This is a genomic window from Morganella psychrotolerans, from assembly GCF_001676055.1.
GTDB classification, from domain to species: Bacteria; Pseudomonadota; Gammaproteobacteria; order Enterobacterales; family Enterobacteriaceae; genus Morganella; species Morganella psychrotolerans_B.
In genome coordinates this window covers 321,342-346,475 of record NZ_LZEX01000023.1, presented here as the reverse complement: position 1 = coordinate 346,475, position 25,134 = coordinate 321,342, and the positions used below count along the sequence as shown (strand labels likewise).

Annotated in this window: 23 protein-coding genes, 1 tRNA gene and 2 pseudogenes; 17 read left to right on the top strand and 9 right to left on the bottom strand. The window is 47.7% G+C overall.

From position 1 onward, the window contains the following. Positions 1 to 11 precede the first annotated feature (11 nt). On the top strand, positions 12 to 653 hold the full coding sequence (locus AYY17_RS13535) for a DsbA family protein (RefSeq protein WP_067424417.1): 642 nt from the start codon (positions 12 to 14) through the stop codon (positions 651 to 653). Here the strand turns inward: AYY17_RS13535 and AYY17_RS13530 are convergent. After that, positions 636 to 1,286, bottom strand: a complete 651-nt coding sequence (locus AYY17_RS13530) for a prepilin peptidase (RefSeq protein ID WP_067424416.1) — start codon at positions 1,284 to 1,286, stop codon at positions 636 to 638. The genes AYY17_RS13535 and AYY17_RS13530 overlap by 18 nt on opposite strands. Positions 1,287 to 1,537: 251 nt before the next feature. On the opposite strand from AYY17_RS13530, the pseudogene rsmE reads away from it, so the two are divergent. The 4 genes and pseudogenes from rsmE to ruvX all read left to right on the top strand — a co-directional run bounded on the left by rsmE (position 1,538) and on the right by ruvX (position 4,309). Next, positions 1,538 to 2,270: pseudogene (rsmE, locus tag AYY17_RS13525) on the top strand (16S rRNA (uracil(1498)-N(3))-methyltransferase). 9 nt (positions 2,271 to 2,279) lie between these two features. Further along, positions 2,280 to 3,230, top strand: a complete 951-nt coding sequence (gene gshB, locus AYY17_RS13520) for a glutathione synthase (RefSeq protein WP_067424414.1) — start codon at positions 2,280 to 2,282, stop codon at positions 3,228 to 3,230. Between the two features lie 90 nt (positions 3,231 to 3,320). Beyond that, positions 3,321 to 3,884, top strand: a complete 564-nt coding sequence (locus tag AYY17_RS13515; protein ID WP_067424412.1) for a YqgE/AlgH family protein — start codon at positions 3,321 to 3,323, stop codon at positions 3,882 to 3,884. Further along, the gene (ruvX, locus tag AYY17_RS13510; protein WP_067424410.1) at positions 3,884 to 4,309 is read left to right on the top strand and encodes a Holliday junction resolvase RuvX; all 426 of its coding nucleotides are present in this window, start codon (positions 3,884 to 3,886) and stop codon (positions 4,307 to 4,309) included. Before AYY17_RS13515 ends, ruvX begins: the two co-directional genes overlap by 1 nt. Before the next feature lie 13 nt (positions 4,310 to 4,322). On the opposite strand, the gene AYY17_RS13505 is transcribed toward ruvX, so the two are convergent. After that, positions 4,323 to 5,354, bottom strand: coding sequence for a type IV pilus twitching motility protein PilT (locus AYY17_RS13505; RefSeq protein WP_067424408.1), 1,032 nt, complete (start codon positions 5,352 to 5,354; stop codon positions 4,323 to 4,325). A 21-nt stretch (positions 5,355 to 5,375) separates the two neighbouring features. Between AYY17_RS13505 and AYY17_RS13500 the strand changes: the two genes are divergently transcribed. The 4 genes from AYY17_RS13500 to hemW all read left to right on the top strand — a co-directional run bounded on the left by AYY17_RS13500 (position 5,376) and on the right by hemW (position 8,436). Continuing rightward, positions 5,376 to 6,074 (top strand): YggS family pyridoxal phosphate-dependent enzyme, encoded by a 699-nt coding sequence (locus tag AYY17_RS13500; RefSeq protein WP_067424406.1) that lies wholly within the window; start codon positions 5,376 to 5,378, stop codon positions 6,072 to 6,074. A gap of 81 nt (positions 6,075 to 6,155) precedes the next feature. Further along, a complete protein-coding gene (locus AYY17_RS13495; RefSeq protein WP_067367549.1) occupies positions 6,156 to 6,704 on the top strand; it encodes a YggT family protein in 549 nt (182 codons plus the stop codon). Between the two features lie 12 nt (positions 6,705 to 6,716). Continuing rightward, on the top strand, positions 6,717 to 7,313 hold the full coding sequence (gene rdgB, locus AYY17_RS13490; RefSeq protein ID WP_067424404.1) for an RdgB/HAM1 family non-canonical purine NTP pyrophosphatase: 597 nt from the start codon (positions 6,717 to 6,719) through the stop codon (positions 7,311 to 7,313). Further along, positions 7,306 to 8,436 carry a radical SAM family heme chaperone HemW gene (gene hemW, locus AYY17_RS13485; RefSeq protein WP_067424402.1) on the top strand — a complete coding sequence of 377 codons (1,131 nt, stop codon included), beginning with the start codon at positions 7,306 to 7,308 and terminating at the stop codon, positions 8,434 to 8,436. Before rdgB ends, hemW begins: the two co-directional genes overlap by 8 nt. 197 nt (positions 8,437 to 8,633) lie before the next feature. Here hemW and AYY17_RS13480 read toward each other — a convergent pair whose 3' ends face one another. From AYY17_RS13480 to trmB, 5 genes are all read right to left on the bottom strand, one after another. Continuing rightward, positions 8,634 to 9,590: a siderophore ABC transporter substrate-binding protein gene (locus AYY17_RS13480; RefSeq protein ID WP_067424400.1), complete on the bottom strand. Its 957-nt coding sequence runs from the start codon at positions 9,588 to 9,590 to the stop codon at positions 8,634 to 8,636. Positions 9,591 to 9,750: 160 nt separating this feature from the next. Next, the gene (locus tag AYY17_RS13475) at positions 9,751 to 10,479 is read right to left on the bottom strand and encodes a DUF2884 family protein (RefSeq protein ID WP_067424398.1); all 729 of its coding nucleotides are present in this window, start codon (positions 10,477 to 10,479) and stop codon (positions 9,751 to 9,753) included. Positions 10,480 to 10,524: 45 nt separating this feature from the next. Further along, entirely contained in the window at positions 10,525 to 11,451 is a 927-nt protein-coding gene (glsB, locus tag AYY17_RS13470; RefSeq protein ID WP_067424396.1) for a glutaminase B, read from the bottom strand. A 106-nt stretch (positions 11,452 to 11,557) separates the two neighbouring features. After that, positions 11,558 to 11,884 carry a YggL family protein gene (locus tag AYY17_RS13465; protein WP_067367567.1) on the bottom strand — a complete coding sequence of 109 codons (327 nt, stop codon included), beginning with the start codon at positions 11,882 to 11,884 and terminating at the stop codon, positions 11,558 to 11,560. Continuing rightward, positions 11,884 to 12,603, bottom strand: coding sequence for a tRNA (guanosine(46)-N7)-methyltransferase TrmB (trmB, locus tag AYY17_RS13460; protein ID WP_067424394.1), 720 nt, complete (start codon positions 12,601 to 12,603; stop codon positions 11,884 to 11,886). The genes AYY17_RS13465 and trmB overlap by 1 nt, the downstream gene beginning before the upstream one ends. Positions 12,604 to 12,829: 226 nt before the next feature. Here trmB and mutY point away from each other — a divergent pair, with 226 nt between their 5' ends. From mutY to AYY17_RS13440, 4 genes are all read left to right on the top strand, one after another. After that, entirely contained in the window at positions 12,830 to 13,867 is a 1,038-nt protein-coding gene (gene mutY, locus AYY17_RS13455; RefSeq protein WP_067424498.1) for an A/G-specific adenine glycosylase, read from the top strand. A 24-nt stretch (positions 13,868 to 13,891) separates the two neighbouring features. Continuing rightward, the gene (locus AYY17_RS13450; protein WP_067367570.1) at positions 13,892 to 14,164 is read left to right on the top strand and encodes an oxidative damage protection protein; all 273 of its coding nucleotides are present in this window, start codon (positions 13,892 to 13,894) and stop codon (positions 14,162 to 14,164) included. Positions 14,165 to 14,232: 68 nt separating this feature from the next. After that, a complete protein-coding gene (mltC, locus tag AYY17_RS13445) occupies positions 14,233 to 15,309 on the top strand; it encodes a membrane-bound lytic murein transglycosylase MltC (protein ID WP_067424392.1) in 1,077 nt (358 codons plus the stop codon). A gap of 151 nt (positions 15,310 to 15,460) precedes the next feature. Beyond that, positions 15,461 to 15,536, top strand: a tRNA-Phe gene (locus tag AYY17_RS13440). A 213-nt stretch (positions 15,537 to 15,749) separates the two neighbouring features. Here the strand turns inward: AYY17_RS13440 and AYY17_RS13435 are convergent. Then, the gene (locus AYY17_RS13435; RefSeq protein ID WP_082981393.1) at positions 15,750 to 16,295 is read right to left on the bottom strand and encodes a site-specific integrase; all 546 of its coding nucleotides are present in this window, start codon (positions 16,293 to 16,295) and stop codon (positions 15,750 to 15,752) included. Between the two features lie 233 nt (positions 16,296 to 16,528). Next, positions 16,529 to 16,762, bottom strand: a pseudogene (locus AYY17_RS13430) (PAAR domain-containing protein). Positions 16,763 to 17,161: 399 nt separating this feature from the next. Here AYY17_RS13430 and AYY17_RS13425 point away from each other — a divergent pair. From AYY17_RS13425 to AYY17_RS13410, 4 genes are read left to right on the top strand one after another with little or no spacing between them, the layout of a single operon-like run. Continuing rightward, entirely contained in the window at positions 17,162 to 19,372 is a 2,211-nt protein-coding gene (locus tag AYY17_RS13425) for a type VI secretion system Vgr family protein (RefSeq protein ID WP_067424390.1), read from the top strand. Next, the gene (locus tag AYY17_RS13420; protein WP_082981392.1) at positions 19,359 to 20,552 is read left to right on the top strand and encodes a DUF2169 family type VI secretion system accessory protein; all 1,194 of its coding nucleotides are present in this window, start codon (positions 19,359 to 19,361) and stop codon (positions 20,550 to 20,552) included. Before AYY17_RS13425 ends, AYY17_RS13420 begins: the two co-directional genes overlap by 14 nt. After that, positions 20,545 to 20,907, top strand: coding sequence for a DUF4150 domain-containing protein (locus AYY17_RS13415; RefSeq protein ID WP_067424388.1), 363 nt, complete (start codon positions 20,545 to 20,547; stop codon positions 20,905 to 20,907). The genes AYY17_RS13420 and AYY17_RS13415 overlap by 8 nt, the downstream gene beginning before the upstream one ends. Next, complete coding sequence (locus tag AYY17_RS13410; protein WP_067424386.1) at positions 20,900 to 25,054, top strand: RHS repeat-associated core domain-containing protein; 4,155 nt, start codon at positions 20,900 to 20,902, stop codon at positions 25,052 to 25,054. The genes AYY17_RS13415 and AYY17_RS13410 overlap by 8 nt, the downstream gene beginning before the upstream one ends. The last annotated feature ends 80 nt before the right edge of the window (positions 25,055 to 25,134 follow it).

Here is a 25,134-nt window from a genome sequence, read left to right as displayed (position 1 = left end):
AGGAATTCTCTATGTCTGTAAAAAACACGTCTGTAAAAAATACGTCTGTAAAAACGCTGCACTATATTTATGATCCGCTCTGCGGTTGGTGTTACGGAATTGCCCCGTTTATTCAGGCAGCACATGCACAAGGTGTGAAAATCGTCCTGCATGGCGGCGGTATGATCACCGGCTCGCAGCGCCGCCCCGTCGATGACGGCCTGCGTGAGATGATCCTGAGCCACAATCAGCGTATCACCCAACTGACCGGGCAACCCTTCACTGATGCTTATCACGCTCTGCTGAAAAACACAGAATGGGTGATGGATTCAGTGCCGCCGATTGCTGCCATACTCAGTGCGCAATCTCAGTCAGGCAAAGGTATTGAGATGCTGGACGCCTGCCAGAAAGCGTATTATCAGGATGGTTTACCGCTGACAAAAGAGACGCTGCGCAAACTGGCCGCTGACCTGAGTATTGATGATATACAGTTCGACCAGACAGAACAGCATATCAATGAGAGCCGTCAGTTATTTGTTCATCAACCGGCAGGCGGATTCCCGACCCTGCTGCTTGAAGAGAACGGTGTCTTTCAGCACATCCCGAACCAGGCTGTGCTGGGTGGAAAATCCCATTGGGATAAACTGATCGCACAATTAAAACCAGCTGCCTGACATAACGCTCATCACGATAATCATCCCTGCAATTAAATGCGGCCCGAACGCGATAATGTGCGTGCCGCTGTGCAGGGAGTTATCATACCGCGCACGGAAATAACGCAGCTGATACATCACCAGCGCTGATGTGCAGGCAAACAGCATCAGTATTGCCAGTTTTTCTGCCCCTACCCAGGCACCCATAGCAGAGAACAGTTTGATATCTCCGCCGCCCAGCCCGCTCTGTTTTTTTCGCCACGCGTATCCCGCAGCCACCGCCCATAACAAAATAAACCCGGCAATAACCCCGTACAGTGCATCTGAAAAGGGGATTTTCTGCATTTCTATCTGAAACAATAACCCGCCCCACAGCACCGGAAAAACCAGTTTGTCCGGCAGGTAAAAAACCACGTTATCAATATGAAGCAGCATAATCAGACACACAAACAACAGTGAATAAAATAGTACACACAGAACCTGACTGTCTGACCAGAGCGCAATCAGTCCACCTGCAAGCAAACAATGAAAAAACAGCCATCCGCCATGCAGCTTTTGCGGATACTGATAATAATGACGCAGAATATATTCCGTTCCCGTTTTTAAGGGTAAAGGCAATAATAATGCCCAGCTAATCATAATCATCTTGTTCATTTATCCCTGTTTCATCCATATCGTTTTTCTTTTTTCCATAGCATTCAGCCTGCCCGACACCGGCTGAAAATGCCCGGGATTTTCCCTGTTTTCATCTGAATTACATTTTTTTTCGGTCTGCCACGCAATAATGAGCGTTAAGATCCGTGCTATGATCCCGGTCAAAAGCTTGCAGTGAGGATCCCCCCTCTATTATCATGGGGCTATGTGTATAAACCGGCAGCCGCCGGCAGAACGTAAAGGATATTTTCATGCGTATTCCGCGCATTTATCACCCTGATCCCTTAACGCCGGGTATGGTCACAAATCTGACTGACGATGGCGCAAACCACGTTTCCCGTGTTCTCCGGATGAAAACCGGTTATTCACTGATCCTGTTTAATGGCTCCGACAAAATTTTTAATGCTGAAATTGCCGATACGGGTAAAAAAAAATGTGTCCGTCCGTATTCTGGATGAACAGGAAGATAATCGTGAATCACCACTGAATATTCATCTGGGACAAGTCATGTCCCGTGGTGAGAAAATGGAATTTACCATTCAGAAATCAGTCGAACTGGGTGTTCAGATTATTACCCCCCTGATCTCTGAACGTTGTGGTGTTAAACTCGATGGTGAACGGCTGGAGAAAAAACAGCAGCAGTGGCAGAAAATTGCTATCGCCGCCTGTGAGCAGTGCGGACGTAATGTTATCCCGGTGATCCGCCCGGTACAGTCCCTGAAGGACTGGTGTGCAGAAACCGACGACGCGCTGAAAATTAATTTACATCCGCGCGCCTCACAAAGTATCAATACGCTGCCGGCAGAAACCGCTAAAGTGCGTCTTCTGATTGGTCCTGAAGGCGGGCTGTCCGCAGAAGAAATCGCAATGACAGCCGGACATCAGTTCACCGATATTTTATTGGGTCCGCGCGTGTTACGTACAGAAACTACCGCGCTCACTGCAATCACTGCATTGCAGGTGCGTTTCGGCGATCTGGGTTAAGGAGATAAAATGATTAAGCTCGGTATTGTGATGGATCCTATAGATTCCATCAAAATCAAAAAAGACACCAGTTTCGCGATGCTGCTTGAAGCACAGCGCCGTGGTTATGAAATCCATTATATGGAGATGAATGACCTTTATCTGCATCAGGGCGTTGCCCGTGCCCGTACCCGCACACTGACGGTCAAAGAAGACCCGGCGGGCTGGTATCAGTTCGGTACAGAGCAGGATATCGCGCTGGGAACACTCAATACTATTCTGATGCGCAAAGATCCGCCTTTTGACACTGAATTTATCTACGCCACCTATATCCTGGAGCGCGCAGAAAGCGCCGGCTCTCTGATAGTCAACAAACCGCAGAGCCTGCGTGACTGTAATGAAAAACTGTTCACCGCCTGGTTCGCTGATTTAACGCCTGACACCCTGGTGACACGCAGTGAACAGCGTCTGCGTGATTTCCATAAAAAACATGGTGATGTAATTTTCAAACCGCTGGACGGCATGGGCGGCGCATCCATTTTCCGCCTGAAACAGGATGATCCGAATGTCGGCGTGATTATTGAAACCCTGACCAATCACGGTCACACATTCTGTATGGCACAAAATTTTCTGCCGGCTATCAAAGACGGTGACAAACGCATTCTGATGGTGGATGGCGAGCCGGTTCCTTACTGCCTGGCACGTATTCCGGCAAAAGGTGAAACCCGCGGTAACTTAGCGGCCGGTGGTCACGGTGAAGTGCGTCCGCTGAGTGAGAGCGATTGGGCGATAGCCCGCAGTGTTGCACCGGTTCTGAAAGAAAAAGGACTGATTTTTGTCGGACTGGATGTCATTGGCGACCGTCTGACAGAAATTAACGTCACCAGCCCGACCTGCGCCCGTGAAATTGAAGCCGCACATCCGGATGTTTCTGTTACCGGTATGCTGATGGATGCGATTGAAAAGCGTCTCGGCCGGTAACTGACACACACCGTTGCGCCATCCTTCCATTTATACCCGCAGTCCGGTATCTGATTTCCGGTCTGCGGAACTGACACAGAAAAGAAGGTTATGAACTTACAACATCATTTGCTCATTGCAATGCCCTCACTTGATGACCCTTATTTCGGGCGTTCAGTTGTCTATCTGTGTGAACACAACGAAAACGGGGCAATGGGACTTGTGATTAATAAACCGATAGAGCAGCTTTCTGTCGGTAAAATTTTGCAGAAACTGAAGATTTCTCCGGAAACCCGTGATGATAATCAGTCACTTGAAAAGCCTGTTCTTATCGGCGGACCGGTTTCTGAAGAGCACGGCTTTGTGCTTCATTCCGGCGATCAGGAATACGCGGCCAGCACCCGCCTCGCTGATGACTTGTTTCTGACCACCTCAAAAGATGTACTTGAAGCGCTGGGAACATCCCGCCAGCCCGCCCGCTATCTGATGACACTCGGATACGCAAGCTGGACAGCCGGTCAGCTGGAGCGCGAAATCATGGAAAACAGCTGGCTGGTGGCTGATGCCACTCAAAACCTGATTTTCCGTACACCGTTGCCGGATCGCTGGCGTGATGCCGCTTCCGCAATCGGCGTTAATATCTATACCATTGCACCACAGGCCGGACATGCATAATGAGTAATAATACGGTTATTTCCTTTGATTTCGGCACCAAAAGTATCGGTGTCGCCGTCGGTCAGACGATCACCGGTACCGCACGTCCGCTGACCGCACTGAAAGCCCGTGAGGGTATTCCTGACTGGGAACTGATTGGCGCTATTTTCCGCGAATGGCTGCCCGATTATGTTGTCGTCGGTCTGCCGCTGAATATGGATGGCACCCCGCAACTGGTAACTAATCAGGCGAAAAAATTTGCCAACCGCCTGCACGGGCGTTTCGGGATCCGCGCTGAACTGCATGATGAACGGCTCAGTACTGTCGAGGCCCGCGCAACTCTGTTTGCCGGCGGCGGTTACCGCGCCCTGGGAAAAGACAAAGTCGACTCAGCCTCCGCAGTCATTATCCTCGAAAGCTGGTTTGAGCAGCTTTACGGTAATTAATATTTATCCGGTGCTATCCCGCACTCCACGCCGGTATTGAATCTGCTCCGCCGGGCACCTCGCCCCGGCTCTGCCGCCATTGCAGACACTGCTCTTCTGTCATCATCCCCAGTTGTGCGCCCGTCTGCTGATGGGTTGCTATCTGGTATGATTTATCATCGCGGATCAGACTGGCTACCGCCGGGGTATTAATCAGTACATCAAACAAGGCACACCGCCCGCCGCCCTGTTTTGCAGTCAGATGCTGGCTCAGCACCGCCACCAGACTGCCCGCCAGTTGACTGCATACCCGCGCCTTCTCTGTGCCGCTGAAAACGTCAGTCAGCCGCTCAACAGCCGCGATCGCACCCCGGGTATGCAATGTGCTCAATACCAGATGTCCGGTTTCCGCCGCTGTCAGCGCCAGGCGGATAGTGGTTTCATCGCGCAGTTCTCCCAGCAAAATCACATCCGGGTCCTGACGCAGTGCGGCTTTCAGTGCCTGCTGATAATCCGCACAGTCGCGGCCGATCTCCCGCTGGCGGATAAGCGATTGCCTGCCGGTATGGCGGAATTCAACCGGATCCTCAAGGGTAATAATATGCCGCCGGCAGTGCTGGTTAAGGTGATTGATCAGTGCCGCCAGCGTGCTGGATTTTCCGCTGCCGGTGGCACCGGTGACTAAAATCAGCCCGCTGTTTGTCTTAGTGATAAGGTCAGAAAATACCGGCGGCGCACTGATATCTTCCAGTGTCGGAACGCAGGGGCTAATCAGTCGGAGTGCGGCATTCAGATGCCCGCCCGCCTGAAAAATATTCGCCCGTAAAGGTTGATCACGGATACACAACGCAAGATCTGCCTGCCCATTTGTCATCAATTTATGGTAATTTGCCTCGTCGAGGGTGGTCTTTACCCAGCAATGTAATGCATCTTCTGTCACAACCGCACAGTGCGTTTGTGAAAAAAGCTGACCATCAACCCGTAAAACCGGCACCTGATTCACACAAAGGTGCAGATCGGATGCATTATGCTTTACACTAAGGCCGATTAAATTATCCATATTCATTAGGTTATCTCCCGGATCATCATGAAACTAATTAAAGACAATCTGACAGAAATCAGAGAACGGATAACCGCCACAGCACAAAAATGCGGGCGTGATCCACAGACAATCACCTTACTTGCCGTCAGTAAAACCAAACCTGTGAGCGCGCTCGAAGAAGCGATAAATGCAGGACAATTATGCTTTGGTGAGAATTATGTGCAGGAAGGCGTTGAAAAAATTGAATATTTCGCCGGAAATACGGATCTTGAATGGCACTTTATCGGTCCGTTGCAGTCTAATAAAAGTCGCTCGGTCGCAGAGCATTTTGACTGGTGCCACACGGTTGACCGGTTAAAAATCGCACAGCGACTGAGTGACCAGCGCCCGCCGGACAAAGCGCCGCTGAATGTACTGATTCAGATAAATATCAGCGATGAAAACAGCAAATCCGGAATAACCTTAGCGGAGCTTCCGGCACTGGCTGAACAGGTTTCCGCCCTGCCAAACATCCGCCTGCGCGGATTGATGGCAATTCCGGCGCCGGAATCTGACCCGGCACGGCAATGTGCGGTCTTCCGTCAGATGGAAGCGGCATTTCATGAATTACAGGCGCAGTATCCGCAGATTGATACATTATCGATGGGTATGACGGATGATATGGACGCCGCGATCACCTGCGGATCCACAATGGTTCGCATCGGAACTGCAATTTTCGGTGCACGTAACTATTCCGTGTCGTAATCATCCTGTATCCTGACGCTGATTATTGCCGATCCGTTTTATCACGAACCCGTTATTTTGTTTTTTCCAAGGACTTCACCGATGCAAACGCTGAATTTTATTGTTACCACGTTCCTGCACGTTTACGCCACTATTTTACTGTTGCGTGTCTGGATGCAATGGGTCAGAGCGGATTTCTACAACCCGTTTGCCCAGTTTGTTGTAAAAGCAACCCAGCCGGTTGTCCGTCCGCTGCGCCGTATTCTCCCGTCAGTCGGGCCGATTGATACGGCTTCCGTGGTGGTTGCTTACATCGCAATTTTGCTGAAAACCCTCTTTCCGTGGCTTCTGATGGGAATGCAGGGACAGCTCGGCGCACTGATGCTGCTGCTGGCTCTCTTTAACCTTATCTACCTTGCCGGTATGACGGTCTTCTGGGTCATTCTGGGACGCGCATTATTAAGCTGGTTCAGCCAGGGACGCAACCCGGTGGATTATGTTCTGATGCAACTGACAGAGCCGCTGATGGCACCATTCCGCCGTATTATCCCGCCGATGGGCGGCATTGATTTCTCCGCAATGATTGTTATTTTTATTCTTTATGCACTGAACTATCTCTACAGCGATATCGTTCAGTGGGTACTTCTCTGATCAGGTTGTGATATGAGCCGGAAAATTGTTTTAGCGACCGGAAATGCCGGAAAAGTGCGCGAAATGGCGTCATTACTGGCGGCTGTCGGTATGGATGTCGTTGCGCAGACTGAACTGGGAGTGGGCTCTGTTGAAGAAACCGGGCTGACCTTTGTTGAAAATGCCATTATCAAAGCCCGTTATGCCGCAAAAGTAACAGGTTTGCCGGCGATCGCCGACGATTCCGGCATTTCGGTGGATTATCTCGGCGGTGCGCCGGGAATTTACTCTGCCCGCTATGCCGGACAAGATGGCAATGACGGTGCCAATATGGCGAAATTGCTGAATGCCCTTGACGGTGTTCCTGCAGAGCAACGTCAGGCGCAGTTTAACTGTGTGCTGGTATATATGCGCCATGAATCTGACCCGACACCTATTATTTGTCACGGACGCTGGCACGGGATGATCGCGGAACAGGCTCAGGGCGACGGCGGTTTTGGTTATGACCCGGTTTTCTGGTTACCGGAACTGAACAAAACAGCAGCACAATTACGCCCGGAAGAGAAACAGGCAATATCTCACCGCGGACATGCGCTGACACTGCTTCTGGAAGCTCTGCGCAATGGATAAGCTCCCTCCGCTCAGTCTGTATATCCATATTCCGTGGTGTGTTCAGAAGTGTCCGTACTGCGATTTCAACTCTCACGCGCTCAAAGGCGAGGTGCCGCATGATGATTATGTGGCACACCTGCTGGCAGATTTAGATGCTGACCTGCCTCTGGTACCGGAGCGGGAGATCCGCACTATTTTTATCGGCGGCGGCACACCCAGCCTGCTGAGCGCAGAAGCAATGCAAAACCTGATGGACGGCGTACGTGCGCGGATCCCTGTTGCCGCAGATGCAGAAGTGACGATGGAAGCCAATCCGGGCACGGTGGAAGCGGATCGCTTCAGTGGCTATCAGCGTGCCGGTATCAACCGGATTTCGATTGGCGTACAGAGCTTCGGCGATGACAAACTTATCCGCCTCGGTCGTATTCATGATGCCGGTGAAGCCAAACGGGCGGCACGGCTGGCAGAAACACTCGGGCTTCGCAGCTTTAACCTCGATCTGATGCACGGTCTGCCGGATCAGACTCTGGATGAAGCCCTGAACGACCTGCGCCAGGCAATTGAATTATCCCCGCCGCACCTGTCCTGGTATCAGCTGACGATTGAACCGAACACCGGCTTCGGCTCGCGCCCGCCGGTTCTGCCGGATGACGATCTGCTGTGGGATATTTTCTCTCAGGGACATCAGTTACTGACACAGGCAGGCTATGTGCAGTATGAAACCTCCGCTTATGCCAAGCCGGGCTTTCAGTGTCAGCACAATCTCAATTACTGGCGTTTCGGGGATTATCTGGGTATCGGCTGCGGCGCACACGGTAAGGTTTCATTTGACGACGGACGTATTCTGCGGACAGTGAAAACCAAGCACCCGCGCGGTTATATGGGCGGGCGCTATATGGATAAACAGCATGACGTGGAGCAGGACGATCGTCCGTTTGAGTTCTTTATGAACCGCTTCCGGCTGCTGGAAACAATGCCGCGCAGTGATTTTACAGACTACACCGGTCTGCCGGAATCCGTGATCCGCCCGCAGCTTGATGCAGCGCTGGCGGCAGGTGAGATCCTGGAAACGGATACCCACTGGCAAATCACCGAACACGGGAAGTTATTCCTCAATACCTTACTTGAGCGTTTTTTATAACCGCTTATAAAAAAGAAAGCCCGGTAGCTATTCACATAACCACCGGGCTTTTTATACCACAGCTTTATGTCACTATACCCAACGTCATTCAGGATGCAGGAAGGCGGCAAGGGAAGACAGACGGGGAGCATACACAAGTATGTGACCCGGCTGGCTGAGTGCGGCCAACGCACCTGCAGTTTGAATGAATAAGGGTATTACAGTGCGCCTGCCACTTCCTGCACCTGACGGTTCAGACTGTCCAGCCCGCCACCGGAGAGATACCAGAGGTCCGGCTGTAACACGATAATTTTTCCGTCTTTATACGCGTTGGTTTTTTTCACGCCATCAGTCTCAAATGCCGCTTTATCCCACGCCTGTGCCCCAATTGCCGCGCTGCGGTCAATCACAAGGATCACATCCGGATTCAGTTCTGCCACCACGTCCGGCGTCAGCAGCACTCGTTTACCTTTTTCAGCATTTTCATCAACCGGGATTTCTACGCCTGCGGCTTTAACAACCTGATAGACAACCGGTTGTTTATTCGGGAATAATTTTCCGTCATTGTGCAGCATGACCAGCACTTTTTTACCGGATTTTGCCGCTTTTTCCTGCGCCTGAACAACAGTTTTGTTCAGTGCTGCCAGCGCTTCAGCGGTTTTATTATCAATATCATAAAGCTGACCGATCAACGCAATATTCGCTTGCGCCGATTTCAGATAATCATCACCACCGGTTCCCAGGTTTACTGTTGGTGCGATTTTACTCAGCTCATCAAACGATTTGCCCTGACGCCCGGTTATCACAATCAGATCCGGCTTCAGTTCTGCAATTTTAGCAAGATCCGGCGTTTTCATTCCGCCCGCATCAACCACGTTACTGTTTACCTGCCCTTTCAGATACTCAGGCAGATTACTCAGCGGCAGCCCGGCAACATTGTCCGCCAGACCAAGCTGTTTCATGGTGTCATACACACCAAAATCGAACAGCACCACACGCGCAGGTTTGCGTACAACCTCTGTTTTTCCTGACTGATGTTCAATGGTCAGCAGAGGCGTTTTGCCCGCAACGGCGGTAATGTGATTAGGCGTATACTGCGGTGAAGTCTCTGCCTGTGCGGATGCACAAACAAAACTCAGAAAAGGGATTAATACTAACGGAATGATTTTTTTCATGTTCCTGCCTGATTAAATGCGTTTAATGTCGCAATTCATTCTAGGGAGAAGAACAAACAAGTCAATCAAATAAGAATCATTATCATAACAATTATCATTAATTTGATACTGATCGGCTAAAAAAAGAGTTACCGGTGCATAACACACCGGTAACCTTATTTTATTTAAGGGAATTAATCAGTTGAATACGTTGCTGCTCCAGGGTGGTCACTTTTCCGCACACCTGTCGGCTGAACTGTTTAAACTCATCTTCCTGTTCATGCACTGCCTGCTGTAAGGATTTCTGTAATCCGTCCAGTCCGGAAAGTGCCGCACCAGCCCCCTGTTTTCCTCCACTCAGACCTGCCAGTAACTGTTTGCGGGCGATTTCGTTAATCGCATCCTGCAACATACCGCCCATGCGCTGCTGGATCTCCGCACGTCCTTCCAGCTCAACTTCTTTTATTGCCAGATGATGAAATGCATACCCATCCGGGCGGGTTTCAATTATCCGGTTGATCTGTTTATTCAGGTCATTTTCCAGCTGTGGCAGATGGCTGCGCAACCGGCTGTCAGAGCCCATTTCTTTAATTAATACTTTATCCAGTGCCTGGCCCGATTTTGCTATCCGGGTGACCGCCTGCTGTTTTATCCACGGCACATCCTGACGCACGCCTGCCTGATAACGCTTTGCATCACGGCTTTGTGTACTGCTCAGTGTCAGCGGTTTTCCGTCACGGGTAATTTGCCCGTCAGGGGTGATTTTCATCTCCCCGCTCTTTCCGGTGACCTGAACATAAGACGGCGTGATAACCAAATCATCTTTCGGGGTAACACTGCACTGATAACCTTCCGCTGAAGCCAGTGAAGCAGCCCCCAGGCTCAGAATAGCGATCCATTTGCGTAACATAAATACTCCTGATTCTCAGACGGCGGACGCTGAACCCGGCTGGGTTCAGAAAATGGAACGCCCGATTTTTGCAGATAACATCTCTAAGGCAGCGCAACCTGCCAAAGAGTTCCCTGAGCCATCAAGTTCCGGTGACCAGACCACCACAGAAAACTCATTCGGCACCACACACACTATCCCGCCACCAACCCCGGATTTTCCCGGCATCCCGATGCGGAAGGCAAATTCACCTGATCCGTCATACATGCCGCAGGTCAGCATCAGCGCGTTAATCTGGCGAGACTGAAGCGGCGTAATGATAGCGTCACTCACACCCGGTGCATGACCGCCATTCGCCAGATACGCAAAACAGGTCGCCAGTTCAGCACAGTTCATCGACAGTGCGCAATAGTGAAAATAATTTTCCAGCACGGTCAGTACATTATTTTCAAAATTACCGAACGACTTCATCAGAAACGCAATTGCCGCATTGCGGCTGCCATGCTCCAGCTCTGAACGGGCAACCCGCAGGTCATAAGAGATATCATCATTGCCGGTCAGTTTGCGGACAAAGTCCAGCATCCGCTGGCGCGGTGCACTCAATCGTGACTGAAGCATATCAGCGACAATAATGGCGCCTGCATTAATAAACGGATTACGCGGGATCCCTTTTTCCATCTCAAGCAGAACCAGCGAATTAAACGGCAGACCGGATGGTTCTTTGCCGACACGTGTCCAGATTTCGGATTCGTTATAGCGCGTCATTGCCAGAGTCAGACTAAGCACTTTAGAAATGGATTGTATGGAAAACCGCTGATAAGCATCACCGGCAGTAAACATCTCACCGCCCACAGTACAGACCGCGATTCCCAACTGGAGAGGTGATACCTCTGCCAGTGCAGGAATATAATCCGCCACTTTTCCCGTGCCGATAAGAGGACGGACACGGTGTAAAATATCATCCAGTAATTCATGGCTAAAGTGTGTGGTCACGGTTGTTACTCCAGAAGCACGGCGCCCCGTAAAGCCGGATGCCAAAGAGAGATAAGGGCACCAAATTAGGTGCCCTTATAATAATTAGCGTGGTAAATAATTAATCTCAATCCCACCAGATATCGAACAATTCAGACATCTGAATGTTCTGCATACCTTTGTTTTTCAGCCAGTCACCGACCATTTTGCGGTGTTCATCGGTACATTCACCAATTTTTTCCAGACAAGCCAGACCTTCCCAGCTCATATAACCGCTTGCGTCCAGTGCCAGACCATTCGGCTCAATCACTTCAGCGATCAGTGCATCAACAGTGCTGTCGACAACATTGATATCTGTTCCTTCCGGGAAATCCCACTTAAAAGAGAAACCCAGTTCGCGGAACTCACCGATGTGCATTTTTTTCCGTAAACGACGACTGCGTTGTATTGCCATTATTTCATCCTCTCAAACATCAGATCCCAGACACCATGCCCTAAGCGATGGCCGCGTTTTTCAAACTTGGTAACCGGCCGGGTATCCGGGCGCGGTACATAATCCTGTGTTGCCGAGATATTGCCATAGCCCGGCGCCTGAGTCATTACCTCAAGCATGTGTTTTGCATACGGCTGCCAGTCGGTCGCCATATGAAAAATACCACCCTGAGCCAGTTTTCCGCGCAGTTTTTCCGCAAACGGCAACTGAACAATACGTCGTTTATTATGACGGGACTTATGCCATGGATCAGGGAAAAACAGCTGCACCATATGCAGGCTGTTGTCCGGGATCATTTTATCCAGGACTTCGATGGCATCATGGCACATAACGCGCAGGTTGGTTACACCGGCGTCCTGAGCATCAGCCAGACACGCCCCCACACCCGGCCTGTGAACTTCAATACCCAGATAGTTTTTTTCCGGATTTTGTCTCGCCATTTCGACCAGCGATGTTCCCATGCCAAAGCCGATTTCAAGGGTGACCGGCGCATCGCGCCCGAACAGTACAGTGAAATCCAGCAGTTCCGGTGTGAAATCCACCCCCACGGAAGGCCATAATTGAGTCATTGCATCTTCCTGACGTTTAGTCAGACGCCCCTGACGGCGCACAAAGCTGCGGACCCGGCGCATAGCTCTGCCGTCTTCATCAAATTCAGGCGAAATTACATTGTTCATCATAAGGTTTGCTGTCAGTGTTCCGGCAAAAATACATCATAACGTGTCCGGCAGGGAGATATTTCCCGTACGGCAGACACGCGAAAAGTGCGCCAAGTTTAGCAAGAGACAGCACACTTCGCACCGGTTAATCATGCCTTTTGCACAATTTCCGGTAAAAGTTGGTTTACAGTCGCAAAACAGTGTGCTGGAATCCCAGCAATTAAAATTATTCAATAATTATATTCAAATGGATGCACTGCAATTTTCGCAATCAGTTCTGACGTGGTATCACCGCTACGGCAGAAAAACACTGCCCTGGCAGCAGGAAAAAAGTCCTTATCATGTCTGGCTCTCTGAGGTGATGCTGCAACAGACCCAGGTTGCAACGGTTATCCCGTATTTTAACCGCTTTATTGCCCGCTTTCCGGCGATAACAGATTTAGCCGCAGCACCTACTGATGAAGTACTGCACCTGTGGACCGGTCTGGGTTATTATGCCCGCGCCCGCAACTTACATAAAGCAGCGCAAACTATCGCCACTGAGTTTGGCGGGCAGTTTCCGGTCACATTTGAGGATGTTGTTGCCCTCCCGGGTGTCGGACGCTCAACAGCGGGTGCAATTTTATCATTATCACAAAACCAGCATTTCCCGATTCTGGACGGCAATGTCAAGCGGGTGCTGGCGCGTTGCTATGCCGTTGACGGCTGGCCGGGCAAAAAAGACGTCGAGAACCGGCTGTGGGATATTTCAACCCGTGTCACACCGGCAGACGGTGTGCAGTATTTTAATCAGGCGATGATGGATTTGGGCGCAATGGTCTGCACCCGCAGCAAGCCAAAATGTGATTTATGTCCGCTGCAAAGTGGCTGTATCGCCTATGCACAGCATAATCCGACCGCCTGGCCGGGCAAAAAACCGAAAAAATCCATTCCGGAAAAAACAGCTTATTTTCTTATCATGCAACAAGATAATGAGATTTGGCTGGAAAAACGCCCTGCGAAAGGGATCTGGGGCGGGTTATACAGTTTTCCGCAGTTTGAAACCGAAGATGCCCTGCATGAATGGCTGGCGCAGCAGCATATCCGCCATGCTCCGCTGCAGCAACTGATTGCATTTCGCCATACATTCAGTCATTTTCATCTGGATATTGTTCCCGTTGCCACAAGCATCACTGATCGCACAGCAATCCGGGACGGCAGCGACGGGATTTGGTATAACAGCCGAAATCCACCGGCAATCGGCCTTGCCGCACCGGTGGAAAACCTGCTAAAGCAAATCGGGTAAATACCCAATTTTTAAGGACATTACATGAGCCGAACTATTTTTTGCACCTTTCTTCAGCGCGATGCCGATGGTCAGGACTTTCAGCTTTATCCGGGAGAATTAGGCAAACGTATTTTCAATGAGATCTCCAAAGAAGCCTGGCAACAGTGGATGTCAAAACAGACCATGCTTATCAATGAGAAAAAACTCAGCACCATGAATCCTGATGATCGCAAACTGCTTGAACAGGAAATGGTCAATTTCCTGTTTGAAGGTCATGATATTCATATTGAAGGCTACACACCGCCTGAAAAATAATCCTGATATCAGAGCCCCCGCCGGCTCTGATATTGTTTCTGAACCCGGACTTCATCGTATTTATACCCATGAAAAAAATTGTTACGCTGATGATTATTGCACCGCTGCTGGCTTCCTGCACCGGTTCGCAAGACCAGACGGATTACCGTCCGGAGTATGTTAAAGATACAAACGGATTTGATATTTTGATGGGGCAGTTCGCCCATAACATAGAAAATATCTGGGGAATGAAAGAGGTTCTGATTGCCGGGCCAAAAGATTACGTCAAATATACCGACCAATATCAAACCCGCTCCCACATTAACTTTGATGCGGGTACAGTAACCATTGAAACTATTGCCGGGACAGAGGCAGAAGCACATCTTCGCCGGGCGATTATCAGCACATTACTGATGGGCGAAGACCCGGGATCGGTTGACCTTTATTCCGATGCCAATGACGTCACTATCAGTAAAGAACCATTCCTGTTTGGTCAGGTACTGGACAATGAAGGTCAGCCGGTCCGCTGGGAATGGCGTGCCACCAAATTTGCCGATTACCTTGTCACCAACAAATTACAGCGCCGCCAGTCCGGTTCGCAGATGATAAGCTACATCACACTGAAACTGGTACCAAACCATCTGGATCAACGCGCGCACAAATACCTGCCGTTTATCCGTCAGGCATCCGCTAAATATGGTGTGGAAGAATCACTGATTCTCGCCATTATGCAGACTGAATCCAGTTTTAACCCATATGCCGTCAGCCGTTCTGATGCGCTGGGTCTGATGCAGATCATGCCGAATACCGCCGGACGTGATGTGTTTAAATCACAAGGTCGTTCCGGTGTACCGAACAGAAACTATCTGTTTGATCCGGCAAGTAATATCGATACCGGGACTGCCTATCTGGCTATCCTGCAAAATACGTATCTTGGCGAGATAAGCAACCCGACCTCACGACGTTATGCCGTTATCACCGCCTACAACGGCGGCGCGGGCAGTGTATTACGTGTATTCCACAGTGATAAAAAACAGGCTGCCCGCATCATCAGCGGCATGGAACCGGGCAAAGTGTATGAAACACTGACAACAAAACACCCGTCCGGTGAGTCCCGTAACTATCTGCGCAAAGTAAACGATCTGCAGAAAGGTTATCGCCGTTAATTATTTCTGCGGACGGGAATTTCCTGTCCGCAGAGAAAACAGGTGTATTTGATTAAAAATTAAATAAATCGCAGAAAAAACCGTCACTTGACACAGTTTTAGTGAAATAGGATTGACGCCCGGAACAGAATCAGGTTTAATACGTCCCGTTGCCCGGATAGCTCAGTCGGTAGAGCAGGGGATTGAAAATCCCCGTGTCCGTGGTTCGATTCCGCGTCCGGGCACCAATTAATTCAGAACCGGCTTGTCAGTTAAACATGATGTTATCCTGACAGGTGCGAAAAAGAGCAGATAAGCACGATATAAGTTATTACCTGTGTTTATTTAAAAGCTCCGAAGAAAACAGACTTGTTCGAGCAAGTCTGTTTTTTTATGCGTGTGATATTTACAGATCTTCTCCGTTAAAGTCAAACTTAGTCTGTTCATTCCTCCTTTAAGGGCTACATCAGCTCTGTTTCCAATATATTCCGTAGTCCGTCAACACTTTCATCAATATATTCCATCGTAGACGCCAGGCTGACGTGCCCCAGCAGGCGCTTCACCACGTACAGATTACGCTCCGGTGATTTCATCATATGAGTGGCAACGGTGTGTCTGAACCGGTGTGGTGTGACGGTAAACCGGCACTCACGGGATAAACGCCGGAAGAACGCTCTCAGCGGTCTCTCATCCATTACCTCCGGATACTTACGTTTACGTCTTGGGTCGAACCAACCCACATTAAACAGCTGATGCTCCGGCTCCATGCCCTCTTCTTCTGCCCGTTTCAGCAGATATTCCAGTGACGGATACAGCGCCGTAACAACCGGCACCCGGTGCTCATTGTGATTTTTCGACCCGTCCGCACTCAGATCGATCCAACGCTCTTCCAGATTTACATCACACAGACGAATATGTAATAACTGACTCATCCGGATAGCCACTGTTTTAAAACTGCCGCCGCCCTGCCGGGCGAGAGTGGTGAGGTGTTTGGTGAGTTTTGACATGGGGGATATCCCTGAACATTGACAGGTCTTTTAAATAAGACCTGTGTGTTTAAGGATTCTGAACACAGAGTAACGAGGGATCTCCGGGTAAATATTTTTCAGAAACAGAAAATTTATGTTTTTTTATAACCAGACCATAATAAGTCAAATAACATTTGAAATAGCCATTCAACAAAATTCGGGTGACCTCCGAATAATATTCCATTCATTTTTCTGTCTCAATATCCCGTCATTTACTCAGATGTCATGACAGACTGCGATGCAACCAGTGTGGTACCACAGGTGGTTTTCATTCCCTCCAGGGCGATTTTTTTACCCTGAAAGGCCATCAGTGAAGAACCTGAAACAATCTGAAAGACCCCTTAGCATTTCGGACAGGAGACTGAATCCCCTTCAGTCGCCACCGGGCGATCGTTGATGTTGTAATTATCAAGGGCGGAAATGACCACGCCGCCGTGGTCAGTCATATCACCGAGACAAATAACCTGTTCCCCATGGCACAGGCGAGCATACGCTCAATGACCAGTTTGGTTCATTCGGGAACAGCAGAGCCGTGTTTGATGAGTCGCTGGTTCCGGCCGTCATCAATCTGAAAGAAAAGTTTTGCAGGTCGGGGAATATACATGCACCGGGTTATAACGGGAGACAGTTACTGAAAACAGCCATTGACTTACAGCGTCTTAGCTCCGCCGTAGGCGGCTATTATTCAGTGCGGATAAACCTAATAGCCAATATAACTCATACCGAGACTAAGGGGAAATACATCTATCTGATTCTGAATTAACATTTATTTGGAAAACTCTTATATGTATTATTGAGCATACACGTATTTTTGATATTAAATATATTCAGGGTGAGAGAATACGATGCCACTTTTTAAATCTAACAGAATTACCACTATCAGCGGCCCTGCTGTTCCGTCATTTCCTGACGGAAACTCAAAATTAAAAATAGTAAAAATATATGGTGAAGAGGAATTGTCAAAAATTTACTCTTATCAAATAGAGTTAATAACAGCAAAGGTACTCAGCCCTGAAGATGCGGCCAATATTAATTTGCTGACTTCTGTCGGGCGCGAGCTAACCGTCAGTATTCAACTGGAAGGAATAAACGTCATTACATCTGATTCAGAGTATTCCGGTGATAATATTGGCAGAGGAATACGTGAGATCAGTGGCATTGTTACGGCGGCTAAATTAACTGAGCAGTTTAATACATATTGTCTTTACCGTTTCACCATTGAGCCCTGGCTCATGCTGGCAACCAAACGTTCTGATTACAAAATATTTCAGAATAAAAGTGTTATCGATATTGTTAATGAAGTCCTTAACAGTAATTACAGTTACTCTCATGAAATACGGATTAAAAAAGCATATCCGTTAATTAATTATGAAGTTCAGTATGGTGAAACTGATTTTGATTTTATTCAGAGGCTGATGGAACGATATGGAATTTACTGGTTCTTTGAGCATGAGGATAAGGTTCACCGGATGATTATCGTTGATGATATTAATATCCATATCCCGGTAAAGAGTAAAGCCTATCATTGCCTGCCTTATGAACGCTCTGAAAACAGAAAAGAACGTGAGTTCGTGTCTTATTTTGAGGCTCAGGAGCGCCTTCAGTCGGGGATCTGGAGAACTGATGATTTTGATTTCACGAAACCAAAGGCCGATTTAAAGTCAGCCAAATCCATTAAGCACGAAAAAGAATCAGAGAAATTATCTGTATATGAGTGGCCGGGGAATTATACCGACCCGGCACAAGGTGCTGCTTATTCACAAACCCGGATGGAAGCGCTATTTGCACAGCGTAATCCGTCTTATGGCCGGGGGTATATCCGTAATATTGTCTGCGGTACTGTATTTGAATTAAAAAAGCACCCTATGTATACTGCAAATGGTCAGTATCTGGTTATCCGCTCACATATTGATATTGAAGAAACCGGTGAGGAAAGTCATTACGGTGAAACTCGTGTTCTCTCCGACTTTAATACACAACCGGTAACAATTGCCTACCGTCCTCAGCGGATAACTCAGGCCCCCAAAACAACCGGACCGCAAACGGCGATTGTGGCCGGACCGCCGGGACAGGAAATCTGGACTGATCAGTACGGACGGATAAAGCTTAAATTTCACTGGGATCACTCTGCGGTGTGCGACCATAACTCATCCTGCTGGATACGGGTCTCATATCCCTGGGCGGGCGGTAATTTTGGCGGGATTAATATTCCGCGTATCGGGCAGGAAGTCATTGTTGATTTTGAAAACGGCGACCCTAATTACCCCATTGTGACCGGGCGCGTTTATAACGCGGGCACTATGCCGCCCTGGAGATTACCGATGAATGCCACACAAAGCGGCATGATTTCCCGCTCAATCGGCGGTCTGCTGAGTAATGCCAACGCACTTCGCTTTGAAGATAAAGCCGGAATGGAGGAAGTCTGGTTACAGGCCGAGCGGGATATGCTCAGTGAAATAAAAAATAATGAAGTTCATAAAGTCGGTGCGAACCGGGACCGCTCCGTCGGCGGTAATGAATCAACCGATATTCAGGGAACCCGGGATGAGTCTGTGCAGGGTGATGAAACGATTAAGATTATGTCTAACCGGAGTCGTTCAGTGGAACAGAATGACACACTGGATATCGGTCAGGACCAGCAAACCACGGTGAAAGGTAACCAGAAGTATGAGGTTCAGCAGGATCATGACCGGAAAGTCGGCGGGAATGACACACTGAATGTTGATGGTGACCAGAAAAGTTCGTTTGGTCAAAATCAGGATATTCAGGTAAAACAGGATTTAAAAGAGTCTGTTGACGGGGATCATACGGAACAGGTCGGAAAAAAATACAGCCTCACTGCCACTGATAAAATTGAACTGACTGTCGGCTCATCATCCCTGGTCATGGAAAGCAGCGGAAAAATCACCCTGAACGGTTCCGATATTACATTCAGCAGTTCTGGTCCGGTAAAAGTAAGTGCATCCGGAAATATCGATATCAGTTCTTCCGGAAATATTGATATCAGCAGTTCCGGCGCTGTGCAGATAAACGGAAATACTATTGATCTTAATTGATTCCTCCGGAATACAGCAAAATATGGATGTTATCATGGGCTTTATAAATTACAGCATTTTCCCGGCAATCAGTTTCAAAGGTACTGATAATCACAAATCAGAATTTCATATTGTTACTGCACGGATAACATATGATATTAAAATAATGACATCTGACGGAAAAAGTATCTTAACTGTTGCACCGGAGCAGGACCCATTAAATTATTCGGATGTCCATTTTGATGATGATATAAAAAAAAGTATCCGGTATGAAAGTGACTTGTCGCCTTATAAACCCAAAACTGACGTTATCATTAATGCCACTGCATTTTCACCGGGTAATCGTGCAACAGCTGCTTTTGATGTCGGTGTTCAACTGGGTAAATATATAAAACCACTACGCATTCATGGTCCCCGGTGCTGGATACACGATTCGTTCGGATGGGAGTTATCTCCGGCGGAGCCGGTAAAATCACTGGATATCCGTTATGAGTATGCCACCGGAGGCACTCTTAATATCCATGATAAAATATTTGCTTCTCCGGCTAATCCATCGGGTATGGGCTGGTATCCGAAAGAATACCTGAAACAATGTGGCGAAATCACTCTGCCCGGCCCGCAAATAGAATCATCGGAATCACCGGTTAAACATATCAGCCAGGTTATAAGGCCGGAAGGATTTGGTTTTTTCGGTCGCAGCTGGCGGGATCGAATTAAATATGCAGGTACTTATGATGATAATTGGTTGGAAAAGCAACATCCCTTTCCGCCGGTTGATTTTAAATTTAATTACTGGTGCGGAGCTCATCCGTCATTACAAATACCTCATATCGAAGTCGGGAATAAATTACCAGTTAAACTATTCGGTCTTATACCGTCATCCGAAATAGCAGTGCAAAAAATTTTATTTTATATCCCCACTGAAACACTGTTTATTTTCATTGTTTCAGAACTGGGTATATCAGTAACTAAAGATATGCAGCTGGATACTATTGTTATTGATATGACAATCCGGAAAGTATTTTGTACCTACCGTATAACAGTTCCTGAATCAGTGAAAGCCGCAGAGATTCAGCTCAGATATATTTCTGAAGATAACATGAAAAGTCTGAGTAAAACACCGGGTAAGCCATGTCCGGATAAGACAGAATTTATTCCGGTACCACCCAGTTTGGTTAAAAAAGGAATTTATTATGGCTAAAAAGCTCGGTGCACGAAAAGACAGTAAATGGATTATTGTCAGTACCTCCCCGGATGTGTGTAAAACACCGCCATTGAATATTCCTGTGCCTTATCAGGTGACGTCTGACCTCGGTGATGCTCAGGGCACCATTGATACTGTCAGGCTGAATAATAATCCGGCATTTGTGTTTGATAAAAGCAAAGCCCCGAAAACACGGGGGGATGAAGCTGGTACCGGCGGGGGAATCAAAAGCGGTACAGTTGGTGCGGACTGCTGGCCGAAAGAAAAAAGTGATACCGTCAGTATTAATAAGAAAAAAACAATCCGCGAAGGCGATAAATTCCATATGAACGGGAGTTTTAACGGTGGCTGAAGGAAATACAGAAGGGATTTTGATAAATGAACCCAAACCGGCTGCTGCCGGTAGTAATACAAACCCGCCGATAAGCAGGGATGAGCTGAACACCAGAATAGAAAACATTAAAACACCGGAAGATGAGCAGAAGATTATTGACGATGCGCGCAAAGCACAGCTGATAGACGGAAAACCTAATCCGGAAACCCAGCCGGAGACCAATATTTTTTCGTTTTTAAACAGAAGCGGAGATTATATATTTTATCAGGATCCTGAATATGGCCATAGTGTTTTTGATAAAGCTGGTGAAATTCCCGGGCTCGGGCTCGGTGCTGATTTATTGAACGCCCGCCTTTATTATAATGAAGGCAATACTGATATAGCTAGTGATTATATCGAATCAGCAATTACACATGTTGGTGATCTGATATCATTTATTGAACCTTCACCTGCTACGCTTATAACTGCCACCGCTCGTGGATTACTTCGTATTGACGCAGGAAATAAATTACTTCAGCAAACTAATAGAAATTCGCTGAAATCTAAAGGTAAAAATAGTCAAAAAAAAGAAGACGGTATCGCAATTAAAGACGGAAAGAAAAAAAAGACAAATAATAAAGAATGTCCGGCAGTCGGGCATCCGGTAAACCCTGTATTAGGTATTAAATTTCTTTCCGGAAAATTAGAGCAAGATTTTATCCTGCCATCTTATTTTCCGTTTATCTGGCAGCGCCGCTATTTTTCTGATATTGCTGAAGATGGCTGGTTCGGACAGGGCTGGACCGTGCCTTTTTCTCAGTGCCTGATAAAAAGAGATGACGGGCTGTATTTTATTAATGAACAGGGGATCTCAGTCGAAGTGCCCCGGCTGAGACCCGGCCAGTGTAAATTCGACAACTGTTCACAGTTATATTTTTCGCGTGAAACCAATAACCGCTACCGGATTGCATTCACAGGCGGGCAGGCAGATCTGATATTTTCGCCGCTGGATATCAGCGAACATGATCCGCAGGGGCTCAGTTCATCCCGCTTTCCGCTGACGGGTCTGGTAGATAAATACGGTAATCACATCCGTATAATTTATAATCAGGCTGGCCTACCGTCAGCAATACGTACTGCAACCGGTCAATGGCTGACACTGACTTTCATTACACTGACTCAGCCCGGCGGAGAGACGCTTCAGCGGTTACAGCGGGTTTCTTTACGTAATGATAAAAAAACAATATACCCGCTGGTGACGTATTGTTATTCAGCTGAAGGTGACCTTTATGCAGTACGTGACAACAGCGGAAAAACGCAGCGTCAGTTTGAATATAAAAATCATATTCTGATACAGCATGGTGTGCCGGGCGGCGTGGTATCCTGTTACCGTTATACTGAATATTCTCCTGCCGGAAAAGTACTGAGTTATTATACGAATCTCGGACAAACCTGGTCCTTCGGATATCATACAGGCAGCACTGTTGTTACCGATCCCCTGAACAGGAAAACCTGCTATCAGTTTAATACGGATAATGAACCGACAGCATTTACCGATGCTAAAAATGGTACAACACATTATGGCCTGAATAAAAACGGACTGGTAACTAGCATTATATTGCCGGATAAAACCGAAATCCGCTGTACATATGATTCACTCGGTAATATGACATCGGTTACTAACCCTGCCGGAAAAAAAATATATATTCACTATGATAATAAACATAATCCTGTATCTGTCATTAATGAGACCGGAAAGATAACCCGCTATACCTATGATACTCATGGCGGACTGATAAGTATTACTAACCCATTAAACCAGACCACAGAATATATCCGTGATAAGCACGGGCTCATCACGGAAGTGAAAGATCCCTGCGGAAATGTATATATTTTTATCTATAATTCTGCAGGATTATTGACTAAAATCAGGGATTGTTCAGGAGCGGAGACCCGATATATTCGAAATCATACCGGAAATATAACGGAAACGGTAATGCCGGATGGTGCGATCACCCAGTTCTCTTATGCTATGAATGGTATGATATCTGCCGTATCCCATCCGGACGGTACCTCTGATTATTACCATTACAATTCTCAGCGGCAACTGGTGAGCTTTCGTAATACTGCCGGTGAACAAACCGTACTGCAACTCGCACCTGACGGATTACCACTGACGAAAACGGATCCGGCCGGCGGCATATTTTCTTGCGAATATGATTCTGCCCGTCGTCTGACAAAACTGAAAAATGAGAATGGTGCTTGTTACACCTTTATTTATGATGATAATGATAATCTTATTCATGAACAAAAATTTGACGGAATTGTTATCCGCTATCAATACAACGCCACAAATAAACTGACAAAAAAATATGAATCCGGTAACAGCACTGAAGAAAACACCGGCATACTGACCGTATGCCGGCGTAATAAAAACGGGCAGATCACTGAAAAAATAATCAGGACTGACGATAAAAAAAGTCAAATCCGGAATTATTATCACTATGATGATGCCGGTCTGCTTCTGAGTGCCGGCAATAATGATAGTAAAAATGATTATATCTATGACGCAGCCGGACAGTGTATTACTGAAATTAGTGAGGTTCTCGGACAAAAACGAACATTACACTACAAGTATGACAATAACGGCAACTGTATCAATATGGTATTACCGGACAAAAGCCTCCTCGATTATCTCTATTACGGTTCAGGTCATCTGATGCAGATAAACTGCGGAGCTCAGGTATTATGTGAAATTGAACGGGACATCATGCACCGGGAAATCAGCCGGACACAAGGTGATCTGACCAGTTTTTTCACCTATAATAAAACAGGAAAAGTCCTCAGTCAGAAGGTAATGCCTGCTTCTGCTATGACCTTATCCCCTCTGATTTCACGACGTTATGACTATGGGGAACACGGATATTTAAACCGGGTTCTGGAGCTCAGCGGAGCTAAAACAGATTATCATTATGATGTATCGGGGAGGCTAACTGCCGGCGGCCATGAACGCTTTAATTATGATGCAGCCGGTAATCTTGTCAGTCCTGAGAATATCAGAGGTGAAACGGCCGTCCACGACAATCATCTTAGAACGTTCGGTAATTACTCATATCAATATGATATATATGGAAATTTAAAGAGAAAATCAGGAAAGAATACATCCCTTACGCTGCAATACTCACAGGAACACCGTATCCTCAGGGCTGAAAAAATCAGCGCCGGCATATCGCAGAATACAGAGTACGGCTATGATGTTTTCGGCCGCCGGATTTATAAGAAATCGGGCGGAAAAACAACAATATTCTTATGGGATAAGCACAACTTACTAGGCGAAAGCAGCGGCGAATCCACGACGACTTATCTGTATCTGCCGCAGACGTTTATACCGGTAGCCCGGTGGGAAAAAAGACAAAACGGGCAAAAGGAAGCACTGTACTATTACCATACCGACCAGATAGGCACACCGCGGGAGATGACTGCCAGTAACGGGGAATGTCTCTGGCAGGGTTCATTTTATGCCTGGGGAAATACCGCTAAACAAAGCGGAGAACTATCTCAGCCACTGCGCTTTCAGGGGCAGTATTATGATGAGGAAACCGGGTTACATTACAACCGGCACCGTTATTATGATCCTGACACTGGCCGGTTTATTACTCAGGATCCGATAGGCCTCTATGGCGGATATAACGCCTATTTATATGCACCAAACCCCACAGGATGGGTTGACCCGCTGGGACTTGTCAATACCAGAAGCTCAGGAAAACTTGATCTGGGACGCAGTATCAGGTTAACTAATTTGGCGCCAAACGAACATCTTCTCGAAATTTCTCGTACACGCAATCCGGAGGGAGCAGATCATATCAGCGATGCGCAAGCAGAAGGACACCCAAACCGTTTGACACTTGATAGAACGAGGTCAGCCGATAATCGAAGACAAAGTCTTGCAGGGTATGACTGTTACACCTATACAAGCACTGGCGAGCGCTCCAGGGGAATGCCCGGTAAGGGTATAGATAGAGATGAATATCCTCTGGCAATGACACAAGAAGGAGGTGCGGGAGCAAGTGTGAGGAACATAACCAGTAGCGGCAACCGTGGTATAGGTAGCAGCATAGGCTCGGCTCTGAAATCGATTCCTAATGGTGACAGGGTTACATTCCGGGTTGTTGATTTTTTACCATAAAGTGTATTAGTCTCGATGAGATCTGACAGTTCAACTTGAAAAGTTGAGAGTTACCCGTTTTGATATGGGTGTCGAATCCT

What these genes read in the sequence shown, in the direction of transcription:
- AYY17_RS13535 (WP_067424417.1), top strand. Translation starts at nt 12, where the DNA reads ATGTCTGTAAAAAACACGTCTGTAAAAAATACGTCTGTAAAAACGCTG.
- AYY17_RS13530 (WP_067424416.1), bottom strand. Translation starts at nt 1,286, where the DNA reads ATGAACAAGATGATTATGATTAGCTGGGCATTATTATTGCCTTTACCC.
- gshB (WP_067424414.1), top strand. Translation starts at nt 2,280, where the DNA reads ATGATTAAGCTCGGTATTGTGATGGATCCTATAGATTCCATCAAAATC.
- AYY17_RS13515 (WP_067424412.1), top strand. Translation starts at nt 3,321, where the DNA reads ATGAACTTACAACATCATTTGCTCATTGCAATGCCCTCACTTGATGAC.
- ruvX (WP_067424410.1), top strand. Translation starts at nt 3,884, where the DNA reads ATGAGTAATAATACGGTTATTTCCTTTGATTTCGGCACCAAAAGTATC.
- AYY17_RS13505 (WP_067424408.1), bottom strand. Translation starts at nt 5,354, where the DNA reads ATGAATATGGATAATTTAATCGGCCTTAGTGTAAAGCATAATGCATCC.
- AYY17_RS13500 (WP_067424406.1), top strand. Translation starts at nt 5,376, where the DNA reads ATGAAACTAATTAAAGACAATCTGACAGAAATCAGAGAACGGATAACC.
- AYY17_RS13495 (WP_067367549.1), top strand. Translation starts at nt 6,156, where the DNA reads ATGCAAACGCTGAATTTTATTGTTACCACGTTCCTGCACGTTTACGCC.
- rdgB (WP_067424404.1), top strand. Translation starts at nt 6,717, where the DNA reads ATGAGCCGGAAAATTGTTTTAGCGACCGGAAATGCCGGAAAAGTGCGC.
- hemW (WP_067424402.1), top strand. Translation starts at nt 7,306, where the DNA reads ATGGATAAGCTCCCTCCGCTCAGTCTGTATATCCATATTCCGTGGTGT.
- AYY17_RS13480 (WP_067424400.1), bottom strand. Translation starts at nt 9,590, where the DNA reads ATGAAAAAAATCATTCCGTTAGTATTAATCCCTTTTCTGAGTTTTGTT.
- AYY17_RS13475 (WP_067424398.1), bottom strand. Translation starts at nt 10,479, where the DNA reads ATGTTACGCAAATGGATCGCTATTCTGAGCCTGGGGGCTGCTTCACTG.
- AYY17_RS13465 (WP_067367567.1), bottom strand. Translation starts at nt 11,884, where the DNA reads ATGGCAATACAACGCAGTCGTCGTTTACGGAAAAAAATGCACATCGGT.
- trmB (WP_067424394.1), bottom strand. Translation starts at nt 12,603, where the DNA reads ATGATGAACAATGTAATTTCGCCTGAATTTGATGAAGACGGCAGAGCT.
- mutY (WP_067424498.1), top strand. Translation starts at nt 12,830, where the DNA reads ATGGATGCACTGCAATTTTCGCAATCAGTTCTGACGTGGTATCACCGC.
- AYY17_RS13450 (WP_067367570.1), top strand. Translation starts at nt 13,892, where the DNA reads ATGAGCCGAACTATTTTTTGCACCTTTCTTCAGCGCGATGCCGATGGT.
- mltC (WP_067424392.1), top strand. Translation starts at nt 14,233, where the DNA reads ATGAAAAAAATTGTTACGCTGATGATTATTGCACCGCTGCTGGCTTCC.
- AYY17_RS13435 (WP_082981393.1), bottom strand. Translation starts at nt 16,295, where the DNA reads ATGTCAAAACTCACCAAACACCTCACCACTCTCGCCCGGCAGGGCGGC.
- AYY17_RS13425 (WP_067424390.1), top strand. Translation starts at nt 17,162, where the DNA reads ATGCCACTTTTTAAATCTAACAGAATTACCACTATCAGCGGCCCTGCT.
- AYY17_RS13415 (WP_067424388.1), top strand. Translation starts at nt 20,545, where the DNA reads ATGGCTAAAAAGCTCGGTGCACGAAAAGACAGTAAATGGATTATTGTC.